At 62.4% G+C, this 18867-nt stretch carries 14 protein-coding genes and 3 pseudogenes; 6 read left to right on the forward strand and 11 right to left on the reverse strand.

The genetic code is table 11. The features are described from left to right. Window positions 1–111: 111 nt before the first annotated feature. Window positions 112–468, reverse strand: coding sequence for a 6-carboxytetrahydropterin synthase QueD (gene queD / locus BAY1663_RS08390; protein ID WP_037039489.1), 357 nt, complete (start codon window positions 466–468; stop codon window positions 112–114). Between the two features lie 260 nt (window positions 469–728). Between queD and BAY1663_RS08395 the strand changes: the two genes are divergently transcribed. Together BAY1663_RS08395 and BAY1663_RS08400 are read left to right on the forward strand one after the other, a co-directional pair. Continuing rightward, window positions 729–2045: a Na+/H+ antiporter family protein gene (locus BAY1663_RS08395; RefSeq protein WP_037039492.1), complete on the forward strand. Its 1317-nt coding sequence runs from the start codon at window positions 729–731 to the stop codon at window positions 2043–2045. A gap of 122 nt (window positions 2046–2167) precedes the next feature. After that, entirely contained in the window at window positions 2168–3223 is a 1056-nt protein-coding gene (locus BAY1663_RS08400) for an AI-2E family transporter (protein WP_037039495.1), read from the forward strand. A gap of 37 nt (window positions 3224–3260) precedes the next feature. On the opposite strand, the gene BAY1663_RS08405 is transcribed toward BAY1663_RS08400, so the two are convergent. The 7 genes and pseudogenes from BAY1663_RS08405 to purB form a co-directional block, all read right to left on the reverse strand. After that, entirely contained in the window at window positions 3261–5255 is a 1995-nt protein-coding gene (locus tag BAY1663_RS08405) for a PhoX family phosphatase (RefSeq protein WP_037039498.1), read from the reverse strand. 192 nt (window positions 5256–5447) lie between these two features. After that, window positions 5448–7043 (reverse strand): isocitrate lyase, encoded by a 1596-nt coding sequence (locus BAY1663_RS08410; RefSeq protein WP_037039500.1) that lies wholly within the window; start codon window positions 7041–7043, stop codon window positions 5448–5450. 483 nt (window positions 7044–7526) lie between these two features. Then, window positions 7527–8359: pseudogene (locus BAY1663_RS08415) on the reverse strand (secretin N-terminal domain-containing protein). Next, window positions 8331–8960: a hypothetical protein gene (locus BAY1663_RS08420; RefSeq protein ID WP_037039503.1), complete on the reverse strand. Its 630-nt coding sequence runs from the start codon at window positions 8958–8960 to the stop codon at window positions 8331–8333. Before BAY1663_RS08420 ends, BAY1663_RS08415 begins: the two are co-directional and overlap by 29 nt. Before the next feature lie 7 nt (window positions 8961–8967). Further along, window positions 8968–9393 carry a GNAT family N-acetyltransferase gene (locus BAY1663_RS08425; RefSeq protein ID WP_037039505.1) on the reverse strand — a complete coding sequence of 142 codons (426 nt, stop codon included), beginning with the start codon at window positions 9391–9393 and terminating at the stop codon, window positions 8968–8970. Beyond that, window positions 9386–10552: a cupin domain-containing protein gene (locus BAY1663_RS08430; RefSeq protein WP_037039507.1), complete on the reverse strand. Its 1167-nt coding sequence runs from the start codon at window positions 10550–10552 to the stop codon at window positions 9386–9388. Before BAY1663_RS08430 ends, BAY1663_RS08425 begins: the two co-directional genes overlap by 8 nt. A gap of 76 nt (window positions 10553–10628) precedes the next feature. Further along, window positions 10629–11999, reverse strand: a complete 1371-nt coding sequence (gene purB / locus BAY1663_RS08435) for an adenylosuccinate lyase (RefSeq protein WP_037039508.1) — start codon at window positions 11997–11999, stop codon at window positions 10629–10631. A gap of 264 nt (window positions 12000–12263) precedes the next feature. Between purB and BAY1663_RS08440 the strand changes: the two genes are divergently transcribed. The 4 genes and pseudogenes from BAY1663_RS08440 to BAY1663_RS08450 all read left to right on the forward strand — a co-directional run bounded on the left by BAY1663_RS08440 (window position 12264) and on the right by BAY1663_RS08450 (window position 16566). Beyond that, window positions 12264–12977, forward strand: a complete 714-nt coding sequence (locus BAY1663_RS08440; protein WP_037039510.1) for an ABC transporter ATP-binding protein — start codon at window positions 12264–12266, stop codon at window positions 12975–12977. A 113-nt stretch (window positions 12978–13090) separates the two neighbouring features. After that, a pseudogene (locus BAY1663_RS25875) lies at window positions 13091–14095 on the forward strand (ABC transporter permease); the annotation flags it as partial. Window positions 14096–14306: 211 nt separating this feature from the next. Continuing rightward, complete coding sequence (locus BAY1663_RS25125) at window positions 14307–15350, forward strand: ABC transporter permease (protein ID WP_256206620.1); 1044 nt, start codon at window positions 14307–14309, stop codon at window positions 15348–15350. Window positions 15351–15357: 7 nt separating this feature from the next. Next, on the forward strand, window positions 15358–16566 hold the full coding sequence (locus BAY1663_RS08450; protein WP_037039511.1) for an efflux RND transporter periplasmic adaptor subunit: 1209 nt from the start codon (window positions 15358–15360) through the stop codon (window positions 16564–16566). A 16-nt stretch (window positions 16567–16582) separates the two neighbouring features. Here the strand turns inward: BAY1663_RS08450 and hflD are convergent, their stop codons facing one another. The 3 genes and pseudogenes from hflD to BAY1663_RS08465 form a co-directional block, all read right to left on the reverse strand. Beyond that, complete coding sequence (gene hflD / locus BAY1663_RS08455) at window positions 16583–17221, reverse strand: high frequency lysogenization protein HflD (protein WP_037039512.1); 639 nt, start codon at window positions 17219–17221, stop codon at window positions 16583–16585. Continuing rightward, window positions 17218–18344, reverse strand: a pseudogene (mnmA, locus tag BAY1663_RS08460) (tRNA 2-thiouridine(34) synthase MnmA). The gene hflD and the pseudogene mnmA overlap by 4 nt, the downstream one beginning before the upstream one ends. Before the next feature lie 71 nt (window positions 18345–18415). Further along, window positions 18416–18856, reverse strand: coding sequence for an NUDIX hydrolase (locus BAY1663_RS08465; RefSeq protein WP_037039513.1), 441 nt, complete (start codon window positions 18854–18856; stop codon window positions 18416–18418). Window positions 18857–18867 lie beyond the last annotated feature (11 nt).

An 18867-nucleotide genomic window follows, 5' to 3' on the forward strand; every position in this document is an offset into this window, starting at 1 on the left:
TGCTCCACTCTCATGGGCGTTGGGGCAAAGGGCGGAGACGACTGGTGCCGGGGAGAGGGCGAAGCCGGTCTGAAGAGCGGCTTCGCTTTCACGGAGAAGGGTGGGTGAGGTCTAGTCGCCCTGGTATTCGCAGCCACTCGTGCAGGTTTCATGGATGCGAATGCGAGAGAGCTCCGGAAGCAGAGGCTTGAGTTCCTTCCATATCCATTTGGCCAGATTCTCGCTGGTCGGATTTTCCAAGCCGGGCAAATCGTTCAGATAGTTGTGGTCGAGTTGCTCGTACAAGGGCTTGAAGATAGCTTTGATTTCACCGAAATCGCGAATCCATCCGGTATGCGGGTCGACCTCACCGCTGATGTACAAGGCGACACGGAAGGAATGGCCATGCAAGCGCCCGCATTTATGTCCTTGCGGAACATTGGGCAGCCGGTGTGCCGATTCGAAGGTGAACTCTTTGAATATTTCCACAGATGGACTCGCAATATGGTCGCTAGGGGCAGGGAGAATTTTACGCTTTTTGCTTGATAGGTACATCGAGCAGGAGTTGCCTCTCGACTGCAGCTCGTCATATGCCGGCACAAGAATCCTCCAGGGACCGGATGATCGGCATCTCCTATCGAGCCAGTATTTGCCTGTTTTATTCGTGGTTGCTCTTTGACACCTGACTGTCCTTGCTGCAGAGTACGGCGCTTTTCAAAGCGACTTCGGTCGTTTACAGGGGAGATCAAATGAACGCAGTTGTTGCAGCGGTCGGCATCATGCTGATCCTCAGTCTTTGTCGCGTGCACGTGGTGGTCGCGCTTATTGCAGGCGCCATGGCCGGAGGGTTGATTGGGGGCCTGGGAATCGAAGGCAGCCTGGCGGCTTTCAATAAAGGCTTGGGCGGCGGTGCGACGGTAGCCCTTTCGTATGCTTTGCTAGGGGCATTCGCGGTTGCCATAGGCAAGAGCGGCCTGGCACATGCGCTGGCGGACAAGGCTTTGGCCCTTATCGGCAGGCAAGGGGGCCAGGGGGCCGGTGTGGTGAAATGGATGATGGTCGCCTTGCTTTTGGCCGTGGCGATTTCCTCTCAGAATATCCTGCCGATCCATATCGCATTTATTCCGCTTCTGGTACCGCCGCTGCTATACGTTCTCTCCAGAATGAAAGTCGATCGGCGCTTGATCGCCTGTGTACTCGCTTTTGGTCTGATTACTCCCTATATGTTTCTTCCGGTAGGTTTTGGCAACATTTTCCTGAATGAGATTCTGCTGGCCAACGTTGCCAAAAGCGGAGTCGATACCACGGGGATAAGCGTCACACACGCGATGTTCATTCCGGCGATGGGCATGCTCGCTGGACTGCTGTTCGCTTTCTACAGCTACCGGAAACCGCGTGAATATGATCTGAGCCTGATCGCGCAGGTCGAGAAGGTCAGCATCAGCTACAGCCCTCTTACCCTGTTGGTCGCCGGGCTGGCGATTGCCGCCGCATTCGTCATTCAGCTTTGGCTGGATTCGATGATCCTCGGTGCGCTCGCGGGGTTCGTGATCTTCTCTGTTTCGGGGGTAGTGCGTTGGCGCGAGGCGGATGATCTCTTCACCGAGGGGATGAAGATGATGGCCATGATCGGCTTCATCATGATCGCTGCGGCAGGTTTCGCCGAGGTCATGCGTGAGACGGGGGAAGTGAAGTTGCTCGTGGATGCATCGGCCCAGTGGATCGGCAATAGCAAGGCTGCAGGGGCGTTGCTGATGCTGCTGGTTGGTTTGCTGGTGACCATTGGGATCGGCTCCTCCTTCTCGACCGTGCCAATTATCGCGGCGATTTTCGTACCGCTTGGTGTCGAGCTTGGCTTCAGTCCCTTGGCCATCGTGAGCCTGGTCGGCACGGCAGGGGCCTTGGGTGACGGCGGCTCGCCGGCATCGGATTCCACGCTCGGGCCGACGGCGGGCCTGAATGTCGATGGCCAGCACAACCATATCTGGGACACCGTCGTGCCGACCTTCCTGCATTACAACCTGCCGTTGCTGGCATTCGGTTGGCTGGCCGCGATGACTCTTTGAAACCTCGTTAGCAAGCCTGATAGCAGGGCATAGCCCTTTCGCTCTGATGGCGAATGGGCTATGCCGCACTCATATGCTCGATCGTTGACTAAACAGGAGGAAATGCAGCGATAGGGCAAACGATGGTCAATACGACGCTCGAGCAAAAGGTCTTTCTTTCGCTGCTGATCGTGGTCTCCCTTGCCTTTGGCTGGATCTTGCTGCCGTTCTACGGTGCAGTATTTTGGGCGGTGATACTCGCGATCATCTTCGCGCCATTGCAATGTTACCTGTATCGCCGATTCAGTCAGCGTCCCAATCTCACGGCGTTGTTGACGTTGCTGGTCTGCTTGCTGGTTGCAGTGCTACCGGTGATCCTGATCACCGGGATGCTGGTCCAGGAGGGTGCGGCACTTTACAAGCAGCTCGAAAGTGGCGAACTGGATATCGGCAATTGGGTGATCAGGGCCAGAGAACTGTTACCGCAATCCTTGCAACTACAACTGCAGCGCTTCGGCCTGGGGGACCTGGAGTCCATGCGTGAACGCCTGGCAAGCAGCGCCCTCGAGGGCAGTCAGTTTCTCGCAACCAAGGCATTCAGCTTTGGTCAGGGAACCTTTCAGTTCTTCATCAGCTTCTTCGTGATGCTTTACCTGCTGTTTTTCTTCATACGGGATGGGCGCGAGCTGGTCGCACGTATCAGGAAGGCAATTCCGTTGAGCGATGCGCAGAAGCGGCGCCTGTTCAGCAAGTTCACCCGCGTGGTGCGTGCCACGGTAAAAGGTAACATCGTGGTCGCGGCTACCCAAGGAGCGCTGGGCGGTATCATCTTCGCCGTCCTGGGAATCTCCGGAGCATTGCTCTGGGGCGTTCTGATGGCTTTCCTGTCCTTGTTGCCGGCAGTGGGCGCAGGCCTGATCTGGACGCCTGTCGCGATTTACTTTCTGATTACCGGCGCGATCTGGCAGGGCGTGATTCTCACACTCTACGGTGTGTTGGTGATCGGTCTGGTGGATAACGTGTTGCGTCCCATCCTGGTCGGCAAGGATACGAAGATGCCGGACTATGTGGTTCTGATTTCGACGCTCGGTGGACTGGCTCTGTTCGGCCTGAACGGCTTTGTCATCGGCCCGCTGGTCGCAGCATTGTTCATATCGGCCTGGGGCCTTTTCACTTCACCGGAGCTGCCCGCGGAATAGTGTAGAAGGCGGGCTTCGAGCCCGCCTTCCTGGCGGCTTACATCAGGCGCTTGCCATCTTCACGGGTGATGATGACGGTGGCCGAGCGGGGCCGCCGGCCAGGACCATCCGGCCAACTGCTTGTGAAATTTGTCGAGCTGGAACCTTCGCCCGGGTGCTGGATATTGACGAACAGGGTCCTGAAATCCGGCGTCGCCGTGATACCGGTAACCTCCGCGCCCAGCGGGCCGACCAGAAAGCGCTTGGTTTCACCACTTCCAGGGTCGGATACCAGCATCTGGTTGTTGCCGAAGGGGCCCGAGCTCAGTTGGCTGCCGCTCATGTCGGTCTGGATCCAAAGGCGACCTTCAACGTCGAACCAGAGTCCATCCGGACTTGCCATGATGTTGCTATCGTTGAGTGCGCGTCCTTTGGGATCCCGGCTGTTCTCCTGCGGTCCTGCAAGCAGGTAGATATCCCACTCGAAGCGGGGACCGACGAAGTCCCGGCTGGCTTCGCGCCAGCGGATAATGTGTCCGAATGCGTTGGGCGCTCGTGGATTGGGAGCATCTGCCGTCTCGCGGCTGCTGTTGTTGGTGAGGGTGAAGTAAACCTCGCCGGTGTCCGGATGGATCGCACCCCATTCGGGGCGATCCATCTTGGTTGCACCAACGACATCGGCGGCTAGACGCGTATTGATCAAGACTTCCCCCTGATCGGCGAACTGTACCCCCGCAGCCGTGCAGGCTTGCTGGAAGGCTGGATCGGCATGATCCAGGGCAAGCCAGTCGCCGCTACCGTCGGGGTTGAAACGCGCGACGTAGAGCGTGCCGTCGTCCAGCAGGCGACCATCGCTACGCTGCGGGCGGTATTTGTCCCGGCTGACGTATTTGTAGATGTATTCGTTTTGCGAATCGTCGCCCGAATAGCAGACCACTGGTCGCCCTGGCTTCACTGGGGCGAAGACCAGCCCTTCGTGGGCGAAGCGCCCCAGTGCCGTATGTTTGACCGGCGTCGCGTTGGGATCGAACGGGTCGATCTCGACAATCCAGCCGAAGGCGTTCGGTTCGTTGCGGTAATCGGCGCGCGCGTCGTCGGCGATGCGGGTTGCGTTGAAGCGTTCGAATTCATCACCGGCAATCGTTTCCCAGCCGTAGCGACTGGTATCGCGTACACCATAGCGGCTCAGTTCCCGTGGAAGTTCTCCGTCCTTGCTGGCGAAATAGCCGGCCCAGTTCTCTTCGCATGTCAGGTAGGTGCCCCAAGGGGTGTAGCCGTTGGAGCAGTTGTTCAGAGTACCGCGAGCCGAGGTGCCACTCGGGCTGTAGCGCGTCATCAACAGTGCATGACCGCGGGCAGGGCCCTCGATGCGCATGGGCGTGGCACCGGTGATACGGCGATTGCGCGCCGAGGGCAGTACCGACCATTCGCCTCGCAGCCCGCGGCGGATTTCGACCACGGAAACGCCGTGGGCATTGATCTCCTTGCGCACCTCGTCGACATTCACCCGCTTGCCGTCGCTTACGTTCGGGCCGTTCGGGTGCAGCAACGGTGCATCGATATACTCGTGGTTGAGCACCAGCAGGCCATGGTCGCTCTGCTGCCCACCGAGCTTTGCATTCATCGGGAAGAAATGCATGCCGTCGTGATGCATGCCGACCTGCTGCTCCTGGTCGTCGGCACTGTTGCTGGCGTCTTCCAGATAGGCGGGATAACGACCGGTGATCGGCGTGCCCCAAGGAATGAAAGTGGTCGCGGTATAGCCTCGTGGAACAGTGATGGTGTCGGCACGGGTAACGTCAACCGGAATGAAGGGGAGGCGGCTGCGGCGCTTGAGCGGAAAGTCCTTGAGCCCTTTCGCGGCCGGTTCCGCGGCCTGGACAATGCCCGGTAGCGAGGCCCCCATGAAGGCCAGGGCACCCATGGCTGCGCCTCCGGCGAGTATCTGGCGGCGACTGCTCGAGATCACATCCTGGATATGCGGATTCGTGGAATGGTTACTGGGCAATTCGTCCCCGTTGCCGAACAGAATTTCGTTTTTCTCAGTAATCACGGCGCAGCTCCATACGATTGTTGTCGGAGCCATGACGCTAGATTCTGCGTGCGACAATCTTATGACTGGCTGGGGGATGCCCGACGAAGCGCCGCGCCGCGCTCACGAAGACGTGTTCTCTTTCAAAAAAAAGACCTCGGCATTTGCGAGGTCTTCTTGAACACCATGGCCGGTCGGGCCGGGAATCGTTCCTTAGTGGAACTGGTTCATGGTGTTGTCTTTACCGCTTGCCTTCAGAGCAGCCTCGCCAGCGAAGTACTCCTTGTGGTTATCGCCGATGTCGGAGCCAGCCATGTTCTGGTGCTTGACGCAGGCGATACCCTGGCGCAGTTCCTGACGCTGAACGCCCTTGACGTAGGCCAGCATGCCTTCTTCGGCGAAGTAGCCCTTGGCCAGGTTGTCGGTCGACAGCGCGGCGGTGTGGTAGGTCGGCAGGGTGATCAGGTGGTGGAAGATACCGGCATGAGCCGAGCCGTCGCGCTGGAAGGTGCGGATCTTCTCGTCGGCGATCTGGGCCAGTTCGGTTTCGTCGTACTCCACGCTCATCAGCTTGGCGCGGTCGTAGGCGGAAACGTCCTTGCCTTCGGCAACCATGGCGTCGAACACCTGTTGACGGAAGTTCAGGGTCCAGTTGAACGACGGGCTGTTGTTGTACACCAGCTTGGCATTCGGAATGACTTCGCGGATGCGGTCGACCATGGCCTTGATCTGGCCCACGTGCGGCTTCTCGGTTTCGATCCACAGCAGGTCGGCACCGTTCTGCAGCGAGGTGATGCAGTCCAGGACGCAGCGGTCTTCGCCGGTGCCCTTGCGGAACTGGAACAGGTTGGACGGCAGGCGCTTCGGACGCAGCAGCTTGCCTTCGCGCTTGATGACGACATCGCCGTTGCCCAGTTCGGCTTCGGAGATTTCTTCGCAATCCAGGAACGAGTTGTACAGGTCGCCCAGGTCGCCCGGTTCCTTGGTCACGGCAATCTGCTTGGTCAGGCCGGCGCCCAGGGAGTCGGTACGTGCGACGATCACGCCGTTGTCGATGCCCAGTTCGAGGAAGGCGTAGCGTACGGCTGCGACCTTGGCGAGGAAGTCGGCGTGCGGAACGGTCACTTTACCGTCCTGGTGGCCGCACTGCTTCTCGTCGGATACCTGGTTCTCGATCTGAATGCAGCAGGCACCGGCTTCGATCATGCGCTTGGCCAGCAGGTAAGTGGCTTCCGGGTTGCCGAAACCGGCGTCGATATCGGCGATGATCGGTACGATATGGGTTTCGTAGTTGTCGATCTGGCTCTGGATCTCGGCAGCCTTGGCCTTGTCGCCGGCTTCACGGGCGGCGTCCAGGGCGGTGAACAGCAGGTCCAGTTCGCGGGAGTCGGCCTGGCGCAGGAAGGTGTACAGCTCTTCGATCAGGCCGGAAACGGCGGTTTTCTCGTGCATCGACTGGTCCGGCAGCGGGCCGAAGTCGGAGCGCAGGGCGGCGACCATCCAGCCGGACAGGTAGAGGTAGCGCTTGTTGGTGGTCTTCAGGTGCTTCTTGATGGAGATCAGCTTCTGCTGACCGATGAAGCCGTGCCAGCAGCCCAGCGACTGGGTGTAGATGGACGAGTCGGCGTCGTACTCGGCCATGTCCTTGCGCATGATGTCGGCGGTGTATTGCGCGATTTCCAGACCGGTCTTGAAGCGGTTCTGGGCGCGCATGCGAGCCACGGATTCAGGGTTGATAGCGGCCCAGCTGCTGCCATATTGCTCTTTCAGGGCGGCGACGGCCTTGATGTCGTCTTGATATGCAGACATGTTCAATCCTTCAAAAAATGAGTGTGGTTGAGCACCGACTTTTCCCACCGAAACCTACGTGCTATCGCTGATCGTTGCGGGCAACACGCGGCAGAATGTCGAAATATCGACCGGGACGAGGATTGAAACCTGGAGGAGGGGTGGACACGACCGCCGGGCCGGCTCCGGTTGCTGTACCCACAGCCGGCGTGGCTGCCGTGGGGCGGAACAACGAGGAACTGTCTGGCTGATACGCTAATCGCTTCCCCGTCCCTCAGGACGACTCGTTCCAGTCGCAACCTCGTCAGTCCACCTTGTGGGCAGTACAGTCACGGAGCGGCTCGGCTGGTTGGCTTGAGCGCACTCCGGAGACCCTTGCCAGGGCCCCTGGTTAGCGGGAGCGGGGCAATGATGCGCCGCTGGAAAAGCGTCGTCAATCGTTTTGTAGTGTTTTTTTTTAGGCACTACATTTCATGCGGGGTCGCCTGTCGGGCGGATCGAGGGTCAATCCAGGACGTCTACTTTCAAGCGCATCGAGACGTCCTGGCTGCCCTGCGTAGAGTAGCGTCGAAGAGTCCCGTCTTGCTGGGAGCTGGCGTTTTCGCTTACGCCGCCGATGGAAATCCATTCGCCGACCCGACCGCTGACGCGGGTATCGGCACTCTGGGTATCGATAACGCCGGAACGGTTCTGACTGAGCCGATCGCGGGTGCTGCTGATGGTGATCTGTACACGGTCGCCGTGCACGGTCGCGGTGGCGTAGAAGCCGCGCATCACGTCGCGGTACTGGGTCTGCTGGTAGACCTGGCCGTAGACATCGGTGCCACGGGTGGTCAGCGGTACGCTCTGGCCGACCTGGATCAGGGCCGGGTAGCCTTCGTTGGCTTGGATCTGCTGGATGCCGCCATCCCGGTACTGGTGCTGCGGCGAATGATGCGCACCTGGTCGCGTCCCCCTGTTTCACCTCGTCCGGTCTCGAACTCGACATCGCCGGCGCGCAGTGAGCCGTCAACCCGGTAACCGCTGCTGCTGCCGCTTGCCGAATCCTGGGTGTCGACGCTGATCAGCAGGCGTTTCGGTTCGGTATCCAACTGCTCGAGCACTTGGCGCAGTTCGCTGATCACCGGGCCTGGGGCGTTGACGATCAGCTGGTTGCCATAGGCGGTCACCCGGCCCTGCTCGCCGACTACGGACGCGGCGACCGGAAGCACATCCTCAGCCATGCGATGATTGAGTTGTATGACTTCCGTCGCAGCATGCAGGGGTAGGCTGAGCGCAAGGGTGATGGCCAGCAGCAGGTACGTAGGGTCATAACAGGAAGCTCCGCAGGTTCGCATCGGATAGGCCATGATCCCAGGCTTTGTCGAATTGTGCCTGGCGCAGGCGCACACGGGCGGGATCCCGATAAAGAGCATAGCCGGTGTACTGATCCGGCTTCGGGCGTGACAGCAGACCGCAACCGTCCACGATGGCATAGGCACCGCTATCGTCTGGGTACTCGGGGTTCAGCCGGCGGATATGAAGATTACTGGTCAGCCGCCGGGCCAGATGCAGGAGGCGATGACCCTCCTTGACGGCGCGCGCGGGGTCGCCCACGAGAATGCGCAGCTGGTTGCGCGGATGGGCCAGCAACAGCCGCGCGCAGGCTTGCTGGATGCTGCCGTGGTGGTACAGCCAGGGCTCGAGATCCGGGCTGTAGATGCATACCGTCCGGGTCGCCTGCTGCAACAGGGCCAGCGCATGCTGGCGAATCTCCAGGGGTGTGCTGAACCGTTGCAGTTCCGCGCTTTCGCCAAGCAGAAACGGCGCGGGCTCCCAGGGCAGCGGCTCGGCAAGCTCCGCCTGTGGATTGTGCACGGCAAAACGCCCCGGAGAATGGAAGTCGATGGCCGGGAGTTCGGCGCACTGGCTCCTTTCGTCCGGGGCGTCGTCACGCATGGCGACCTCAGCGGCTCTGGCGAAGCATGTCGACGTGAGGGATGCCGGCTTCGAGGAATTCGTCGCTGACGACCTTGAAGCCCAGCCGTTCATAGAAGGCGGTAGCGTGGACCTGAGCGGTCAGCTTCTGCTCCTTCAAATCGCGGCGTTCGGCTTCGGCGAGCACCGCACGCATCAGCGCATCGCCGACATTCATGCCGCGCCAGTCGCGCAGGACCGCTACGCGGCCGATGTGTCCGTCGGCCAACAGGCGAGCGGTGCCGATCGGGTAATCGTCCTCCAGGGCGAGAAAATGCACGGCCTCGGCGTCGTCGGCGTCCCATTCCTGTTCCGGGGGAACGGCCTGTTCAGCGATGAAAACGGTTTCCCGGATGCGTCGCAGCTCGGCATTGTCCTTCTGCCAATCGGCGATGCGGACCTGAATGTTATTCATCTGCGAACTCCAGACTTCCTTGTTGGGCCAGTTGCCACAGAAGATTACGCGCATCCTCGTCGCTCAGCCATTGGTCAAGATTTTCGACGTGTAACGCATCGGCCGAGCAGATCAGCTTCAGCAACTCCCGTAGGTGCGCGGGCAGCAGGCGGCTCTGCCCGCTGGCGAACAACAGCAGGCCGATGTCCACCTCGCTCCAGGCCAGGCGGGCTGCAGGGTTGCGCACCAGTACGGCACCGTCTTCGAGGGCGGGAAGGAAGTCGGATTCATCGATCTCCGGGCCTTCGACGCGCTCCGGGTAGCGCGGCTCGGTCATGAATTGGCCGAACCAGGTGAGCAGCAGGCGTTCGTCACCCATGTGTTCGGCGAGCAGCGCCTTCAGGCGGTCCAGCGCGTCGCTCTGAATCTGGTAGGGGTCGTCGCTCGGTTGCAGGTCGGCATCGCCGTAGCGATCCTCGTCCGGCAGGAACTGTGCGAGAAAATCGGTGAAGTGGGTCAGGACTTCGGCTGCACTCGGGGCGCGGAAACCGACCGAATAGGTCATGCAGGCATCCTCGGCGGTGCCGAAGTGGGCCAGGCGCGGCGGCAGGTAAAGCATGTCGCCCGGCTCCAGAATCCACTCGTCGGTACCCTGGAAGTCGGCGAGGATCCGCAGGTCGCCATGCGCAAGTAGAGGGCTTTCGCTGTCGCACATCTGGCCGATGCGCCAGCGGCGTTGGCCATGGGCCTGCAGCAGGAAGACATCGTAGTTGTCGAAATGCGGGCCGACACCGCCCCCCGGCGCGGCATAGCTGATCATCACATCGTCGATGCGCCAGTTGGGCAGGAAGCGGAAGTGCTCGAGCAGTTCGGCGACGTCCGGCACCAGCTGATCCACAGCCTGTACCAGCAGGGTCCAGTCACGCTCCGGCAACTGCTGGTAGGTGTCTTCGGCGAAGGGGCCGCGGCGCAGCTCCCAGGGGCTGTCGCCATGCTCGACGATCAGGCGGGACTCGACTTCTTCCTCGAGGGAAAGACCGGCCAGCTCGTCCGGCGAGATCGGGCTCTGGAAACCCGGGATGGCCTGGCGGATCAGCAGCGGTTTCTTCTGCCAGTAGTCGCGCAGGAATTCCCGGGCGCTGATGCCGCCCAGAATTTGAAGTGGAATATCAGAAGTCATGCCTAACACCTTGCTCTATATACAGAGCTGCAAATAAAAACGCCCGGCACAGCCGGGCGTGCATACAGGAGGTCGATCAGATTCGCTTGGCCTGGGCGACGGCGTTGCCGATGTAGCTGGCCGGCGTCAGCTTGCGCAGCTCGGCCTTGGCCTCGGCCGGGATGTCCAGTCCGTCGATGAAGGCCTGCAGGGCATCGGGCGTGATGCCCTTGCCGCGGGTGAGATCCTTGAGCTTTTCGTAGGCATTCTCCACCGCATAACGGCGCATCACGGTCTGTACCGGCTCGGCCAGCACTTCCCAGCAATTGTTCAGGTCCTCGGCGATGCGCGCGGCGTTGAGCTCCAGCTTGCCGATGCCCTTGAGGCTCGCCTCGTAGGCGATGACGCTGTGGGCGAAGCCGACGCCGAGGTTGCGCAGTACGGTGGAATCGGTCAGGTCGCGCTGCCAGCGGGAGATCGGCAACTTGCTGGCCAGATGCTGGAACAGCGCGTTGGCGATGCCGAGGTTGCCTTCGGAGTTCTCGAAGTCGATCGGGTTGACCTTGTGCGGCATGGTCGAGGAGCCGATTTCGCCGGCCACGGTCTTCTGCTTGAAGTAGCCGAGGGAGATGTAGCCCCAGACGTCGCGATCGAAGTCGATCAGGATGGTGTTGAAGCGCGCGATGGCGTCGAACAGTTCGGCGATGTAGTCGTGCGGTTCGATCTGGGTGGTATAGGGGTTCCAGGTCAGGCCCAGGTCGCCCTCGATGAATTCGCGGGCGTTAGCTTCCCAGTCGATGTTCGGGTAGGCCGACAGATGCGCGTTGTAGTTGCCCACGGCGCCGTTGATCTTGCCCAGCAGCGGTACGGCCGCGACCTGGGCGATCTGCCGTTCCAGGCGGTATACCACGTTGGCCAGCTCCTTGCCGAGGGTGGTCGGCGAGGCTGGCTGGCCATGGGTGCGCGAAAGCATCGGCACGTCGGCGAACTGCACGGCCAGGGCACGGATCGCGTCGGCCAGCTGGCGCATCAGCGGCAGCAGCACGTTGTCGCGGCCTTCACGCAGCATCAGCGCGTGGGACAGGTTGTTGATGTCCTCGCTGGTGCAGGCGAAGTGAATGAACTCGTTGACCTTGGCCAGCTCCGGCAACTGCTTGGCCTGCTCCTTGAGCAGGTACTCCACGGCCTTGACGTCGTGGTTGGTGGTGCGCTCGAACGTCTTGACGCGTTCGGCATGCTCCAGCTGGAAGTTCTCGGCCAGCTGGTTCAGCAGCGCATTGGCTTCGGCGGAAAAGGGCGCGACTTCCGGGATGCCCGGGTGGGCGGCCAGGCGCTGTAGCCAGCGGACCTCGACCTGGACCCGGCAACGGATCAGGCCGAATTCGCTGAAGATCGGGCGCAGGGCGCTGGTTTTGCCGGCGTAGCGGCCATCGACGGGGGAAACCGCCGTGAGCGAGGAAAGCTGCATAGAGGGCATTCTCGGACAGTCGGGCAACGAAAAGGGGGCGCAGATTATACACGAATGTGCTGCTTGAACCCGGATCCATGAACGGGGGCGCCATTGTCGCATGCGGCAGCCGGGTGGACGATCGTTCCGCAACCAGCGCGGCGATGGAGTCATTGACCCGTCGCCGGGTGCTGATGAACACTGCCTGGCATATCGCCGGCCGGATGAATGGTGGTTCGCCCGCCTGCTATCGTCCTGAACGGACCTTCCGGATGCCCGGGAATCATGAGTCTAACTACATCGCTGTTTCAGGCGCGCGGCCTGACCAAGATCTACGGTGCCGGCGAGGCCGAAGTCAGGGCGCTCAACGGTGTCGACCTCGAGCTCTTTCCCGGCGAACTGGTGGTGTTGCTGGGCGCCTCCGGCAGCGGAAAATCCACCCTGTTGAACATCCTCGGCGGCCTCGATGTGCCGACCGAGGGGACGCTGCACTATGCCGGCGAGGATCTCACCCATGCCGATGAGAAGCGCCTGACCCAGTACCGCCGCGATTCGGTGGGCTTCATCTTCCAGTTCTACAACCTGATTCCCAGCCTTACCGCCCGTGAGAACGTCGCACTGATTACCGAGCTGGCCGAAGCCCCCATGAGCCCCAAGGAGGCATTGACGATGGTGGGCCTGGGCGAGCGCCTGGATAATTTCCCGTCGCAGCTCTCCGGTGGTGAGCAGCAGCGCGTGGCCATCGCCCGCGCCATCGCCAAGCGGCCGCAGGTGCTGCTGTGCGACGAGCCGACCGGGGCGCTCGACGTCAAGACCGGCATCACCGTGCTCGAAGCCATCGAGCAGGTCAACCGCAGCACCGGCGCATTGGTGGTGATCATCACCCACAATGCGGTGATCGCGAACATGGCGGATCGCGTGATCCGTTTTTCGGATGGCCGGGTGGCGAGTATCGAGCGCAACAGCCAGCGGCAACCCGCTGCGACGCTGTCTTGGTAGGGAGGCAGCGGATGCGCCCGCTCGACCTCAAGTTGATGCGCGACCTGGGTCGGATGAAGGGCCAGATGATCGCGGTGGCGCTGGTGATGGCCTGTGGGCTGGCAGTCATGGTGATGGCGCGCAGCCTGGTGCTTTCCCTGGGCGGCAGTATCGATGCGTACTACCAGGCGCATCGCTTCGCCATGGTGTTCAGCGAACTGAAGCGGGCGCCGAACACCCTGCGAGTGCAGTTGGAGCGGATTCCCGGTGTCGCCGCGGTGGATACCCGGATAACCGGCAACTTGCGGCTCGATCTGCCGGGAATGAAGGAGCCGGCAGACGGCGTGATCCACTCGCTGCCGGACGATCGGCCACAACAGCTCAATCTACTGTTTCTACGTGAGGGGCGCTTGCCCGATATCGGCGATCGCTACGAGGTGGTCGTCAGCGAGGCGTTTGCCCGAGCCCACGGTTTTCGCCCGGGTGACAGCGTGGAGGCGGTGATCTATGGCGCGCGCGAGCGCCTGCATATCGTCGGGATAGGCCTGTCGCCGGAATTCGTCTATGAGCTGCAACCGGGGCAGATGATCCCGGACCCCAAGCGTTTCGGGGTGTTCTGGATGAACGAGCGCAAGCTGGCCAGCGCCTTCGACCTGTCCGGGGCCTTCAACAGCGTGATCGTCGACATCGCTCCGGGTGCCAATGCCCAGGCGGTGATGGCTGCGCTCGACCGCCTGTTGTTGCCCTATGGCGGGCAGGTGGCGTACGACCGCAGCGGCCATGTCGCCAGCAAGCAGATCGCCGACGAGATCCGGCAACTGGTCCAGTTCTCCATCGCGTTTCCCGTGCTGTTTCTGAGCGTCGCCGCCTTCATGACCAGTGCGGCGCTGACCCGGATGATCCGCCTGCAGCGCGAACAGATCGCCCAACTCAAGGCGTTCGGCTACTCATCCGCGGCGGTCGGCTGGCATTACCTGAAGTTCGCCCTGGCGATCGTGCTGCTCGGCAGCGTGCTGGGCAGCCTGCTCGGTTTGTGGATGGGGCAGATGATGACCGAGCTCTACACGCGCTTCTTCCAACTGCCGAATCTACCGTTCCGGCCTGACTGGCTGGCGCTGGTGCTCGGCTTTCTGGGCGCGGCGGCGTTGTCGCTGCTGGGCGTCATCGGTGCGGTATGGCAGGCGGTCAGGCTGCCCCCGGCCGAGGCCATGCGTCCGGAGCCGCCTGCAGCGTTCCGGACATCGCTGCTCGAGCGGCTCGGCCTGCAGAAACTGGCTTCGCCGACATTGCGCATGGCGCTGCGCAATCTCGAGCGCAAGCCTGGCAGGCGCTGTTCACGGTGCTGGGCTGATGCTGGCGACGGCCATACCGATCCTGCCTGGGGCCATGAGGGACAGCATCGACTACCTGATGGATTTCCAGTGGAACCAGGCGCAGCGCCAGGATGTCACGCTGTCGCTCATCGAGCCCGGTTCCGCCTCGGCGCTCAGCGCCATCGGGCAACTGCCCGGGGTACTGCACGTCGAGCCGTTCCGCAGCGTGCCGGCGCGGCTGCGCTTCGGGCACCACGAGCGGCGCGTGTCGTTGACCGGGATGGGGCGCGACAGCCAGTTGAACCGGGTGCTGGATGTGCAGGGGCGGGCGGTGGCCATGCCGTTACAAGGCATGCTGCTGTCCGAGAAGCTGGCCGATGTGCTCGGCGTTTCGCCCGGCGATACGGTGCAGGTCGAGGTACAGGAGGGGCGCAGGCCCGTTCTGCACGTCACGGTGGTCGGCAGCATTACCGACTTCGCCGGGCTGGGGGCCTATCTCGATATCGACGTGCTGCGCCGGTACATGCGCGAAGGCGGCACGCTGAGCGGGGCGCACCTGACGGTAGACCAGGCCTATTGGGATGCCTTCCTGGTGAAGGTCAAGGAGGCGCCGCGTATCGCCGGCCTGAGCATTTCCGCCAACGCACGCGCCAGCTTCGAGGAGACCACCGGGGAGATGATGGGCATCATGCAGGGCATCTACCTGCTGTTCGCCGTGGTCGTTGCCTGTGGTGTCGTCTACAACGGCGCGCGCATTGCCCTGTCCGAGCGTAGCCGGGAACTGGCGACGCTGCGTGTGGTGGGTTTCACGCCGCGAGAAGTGACGGGCGTGCTGCTCAGCGAACTTGCCATGCTGACATTGCTGGCGCTTCCTTTCGGCCTGTACGCCGGCAATCAGCTGACCCAGCTGATGGTCGAACTGTCGAGTACCGAGACGGTGCGCTTCCCGTTGCTGTTCACCTCTAGAACCTATGCCAGCGCGGTGCTGGTCATACTGCTTTCCTCGGCACTGTCGTTTATCGTGATCGGACGTCGTATCCGCCAACTGGACTTGCTGGATGTATTGAAGGCGCGGGATTGAGCTGCTCATGAAGAAGAATTCGAAAGGTTGGAAGAAGTGGCTACCCTGGGGCTTCGCAGCGTTGCTGCTGGCGCTGTTGGTGGTGAGCTTCTGGCCGAAGCCGATTCCGGTGGAAACCGCTGCCGTCAGCGTCGGGCCGCTTACCGTCAGTGTTTTCGAGGAGGGCAAGACGCGCATCCGCCAGCGCTACGTGGTATCGCCGCCGGTGGCGGGCTTTCTCGAGCGCATCCCATTGCGCGCGGGGGCGCCGGTGACTGCCGGGCAGACTGTCTTGGCGGTACTTCATCCGGAGTCGGCCGGTTTTCTCGACCCGCGCAGCAAGGCGCAGGCGGAAGCGGCGCTGCAGGCGGCACAGCGGCTCAGGCTGCAGCGCCAGGCCGAGTTCGAGCGCAGCGAAGCCGTGCTCGAACTGGCGCAGAAGGAATTCGCGCGCGCCGACGTGCTGCGCAAGAGCGGCACCGTTACCGAGCAGGCCTGGGACCAGGCGAGCAGCCAGTTGCAGGTGCGCAAGCGCGAGACGAGCGCTGCTCGCTTTGCCCTGGATGTCGCAGGGTTCGAGGTCGAGCAGGCACAGGCGGCTCTGATGCAGGGCGTGGCGCCGGCAGGCAAGGGGTCACCGCTGCAGCTCGTCGCTCCGGTCAGCGGTCACGTGCTCAACGTATTCGAGGAAAATGCCCGGGTCGTCGCCGCTGGCCAGCCGCTGCTTGAGGTGGGCGACCTGCAGGACCTGGAAGCCGAGATCGAGCTGTTATCCAGCGACGCCGTCGGGGTAGCGCCGGGCGCTGAGGTGATCATCGAGCAATGGGGCGGCGACCACCCGCTACGCGGCAGGGTCGCATTGGTCGAGCAGGGCGGCTTCACCAAGATTTCCGCGCTCGGCGTCGAGGAGCAGCGCGTCAAGGTGCGGGTGGATTTCCTCGATCTGCCGGCCCGGATGCTGGGGGATCGCTACAGGGTCGAGGCCCGCATCGTCACCTGGCATGACGATCAGGTGTTGCAGGTGCCCACCGGGGCTCTTTTCCGCCGAGGCAATCGCTGGATGACCTTCGTGGTCGAGGAGGCAACGGCGCGCCTGCGGGAAGTGGAGATCGGTCGCAACAACGGCATCCACGCCCAAGTGTTGACGGGCTTGAGCGAACACGACCGGGTAGTCGTACATCCGCCGGACAGCATCGTCGACGGCGCCACGGTAGAGGCGGTGAAAACCGCGCAATAGCACGGTTCGTCCGGGTTCAGCGGTCGTCGCCCTGGGGTGAGCGCACTTTCGGATAGAGCGCATCGAGCAGCTTGCGGCGCCCGAACACCATCTGCCAGCGGTGCCCGCCGAGCTGGCGCCAGAGGCGGGCAGAGCGGATGCCGGCGAGCAGCAGCGCGCGGATCTTGGCGGCATTGTTCGTCTGCTGCAGGTGGCGCATGTCGCCCTGGACCTGGATGCGCTGGCGGAAGGTGCTGAGGGTGTCCTGATACAGCCCACCGAAGGACGCGATGACATTCTCGTGAGCGATGCCGAAGTGCTCGACCTGTTGCTGGATCGAGTCCAGCCGGCTGCCGATCACCTGGAGCATGTCGTCGCGCTTGGCCAACTGGCGCTCCAGTCCGATCATCGCCAGCGCATAGCGCAGCGGCTCGCGTTGCAGGCTGCTGCTGTCGCGCTCCAGTGCGCCGACCAGCGCCCGGTAGCCGTCGCGCAGGTTGAGGTCGTCGCCGCCATAGATCTCCAGCGTGGTCTGCGGGTTGCGCACCAGCAGGCTGCCGAGCAGGCAGCCGAGCGCAGCGGCGGGTACCTGGCCGGTACGAGCGATGCGGTCTACCAGGGTGGCGGCCTCGAAGACCGCGCCAAGGGCGACCAGTTGTTCGTTCAGCGTGCTCATGGGCGACCCTCGAACCAGGGCTCCGCCTGTTCGATCACGCCACCGCCCAGGCAGACCTCGCCGTCGTAGAGCACGACCGACTGCCCAGGCGTTACTGCGCGCTGGGGCGCGTCGAACACCACGCGGTAGCCGCTGGCAGTCTTCTCCAGGCTGCAGGGCTGGTCGCTCTGGCGATAGCGCACCTTGGCGGTCAGCTGCAGTGGCTCGACAACGTCCAGAGGGTTGACCCAGTAGATTTCCGAAGCCAGCAGGGCACGCGAGAAAAGCCAAGGGTGATCATTGCCCTGGCCGACCACCAGGACATTGCGCTGCAGGTCCTTGCTCAGCACGTACCAGGCTCGTCGCCGGCATCCTTGAGGCCGCCGATGCCCAGGCCCTGGCGCTGACCGATGGTGTGGTACATCAGGCCATGGTGGCGGCCGATCACTTCGCCATCGATGGTTTCGATGTCGCCTGGTTGGGCCGGGAGGTACTGCTTGAGGAAGTCGCTGAAGCGGCGTTCGCCGATGAAGCAGATACCTGTGGAATCCTTCTTCTTGGCGGTGGCCAGGCCGTATTTCTCGGCGATGGCGCGTACCTCGGGCTTTTCCAGCTCGCCAACGGGGAACAGGGTCTTGCCCAGCTGCTCGCCGCCGACCGCGTGCAGGAAGTAGCTCTGGTCCTTGTTCGGATCCAGCCCCTTGAGCAGCTCGCTGCGGCCATCCACATCGCGGCGGCGCACGTAATGACCGGTAGCGATGAGGTCGGCGCCGAGCATCAGCGCATAGTCGAGGAAGGCCTTGAACTTGATTTCACGGTTGCAGAGGATGTCCGGGTTGGGGGTTCGCCCGGCTTTGTATTCGGCAAGGAAGTGCTCGAAGACGTTGTCCCAGTACTCGGCGGCGAAATTGGCGGTGTGCAGCTTGATGCCGATCCGGTCGCACACGGCCTGGGCGTCGGCCAGGTCTTCCTTGGCGGTGCAGTATTCCGTGCCATCGTCCTCTTCCCAGTTCTTCATGAACAGGCCTTCGACCTGGTAGCCCTGCTCGAGGAGCAGGAGGGCGGAAACGGAAGAGTCCACGCCGCCGGACATGCCGACGATGACGCGGGTTTTTTCCGGGGCGGTGAGGATCGAAACAGACATAGGGATTCGCTGAAGGGGCTGCAAAAAGGACCGAATTCTAGCAGGCCGGCGGCGGCAAGACTAAGTCGCGTTCAATCGCGAACCACATCCAGTGGGTGCAGCGGGCCGCATAGGTAATCGTCGATGCAGCGTGCCACCAGCTCGCTGCGCCAGCGTTCCGGCTGCGCAACCAGCTCCTCGCGGCTCAGCCAGGGTGCGCCGACGATGCCATCGTCCAACGGGCGTTGCGGGTCGTGCCGCAGTGCCTTGGCGGCGAAGCAGACGCGTTGATAGGTCACGCCGTTGCTCGGCGCGGTGTACAGATAGATGCCTATGACCCCCGTGAGCTCGACGTCCCAGCCGGTTTCCTCGAGCGTTTCGCGCACGGCGGCCTGGCGCAAGGTCTCATTGGCTTCCAGATGGCCTGCCGGCTGATTCAAGACCAAGCGCCCGGCCTTGAGTTCTTCCACCAGCAGGAAACGCCCCTGGTCTTCGACCACGGTGGCGACGGTGACGTGAGGGTGCCAGTCCATAAAAGAGGGTG

Source organism: Pseudomonas sp. BAY1663 (genome assembly GCF_000582595.1).
GTDB classification, from domain to species: Bacteria; Pseudomonadota; Gammaproteobacteria; order Pseudomonadales; family Pseudomonadaceae; genus Stutzerimonas; species Stutzerimonas stutzeri_AF.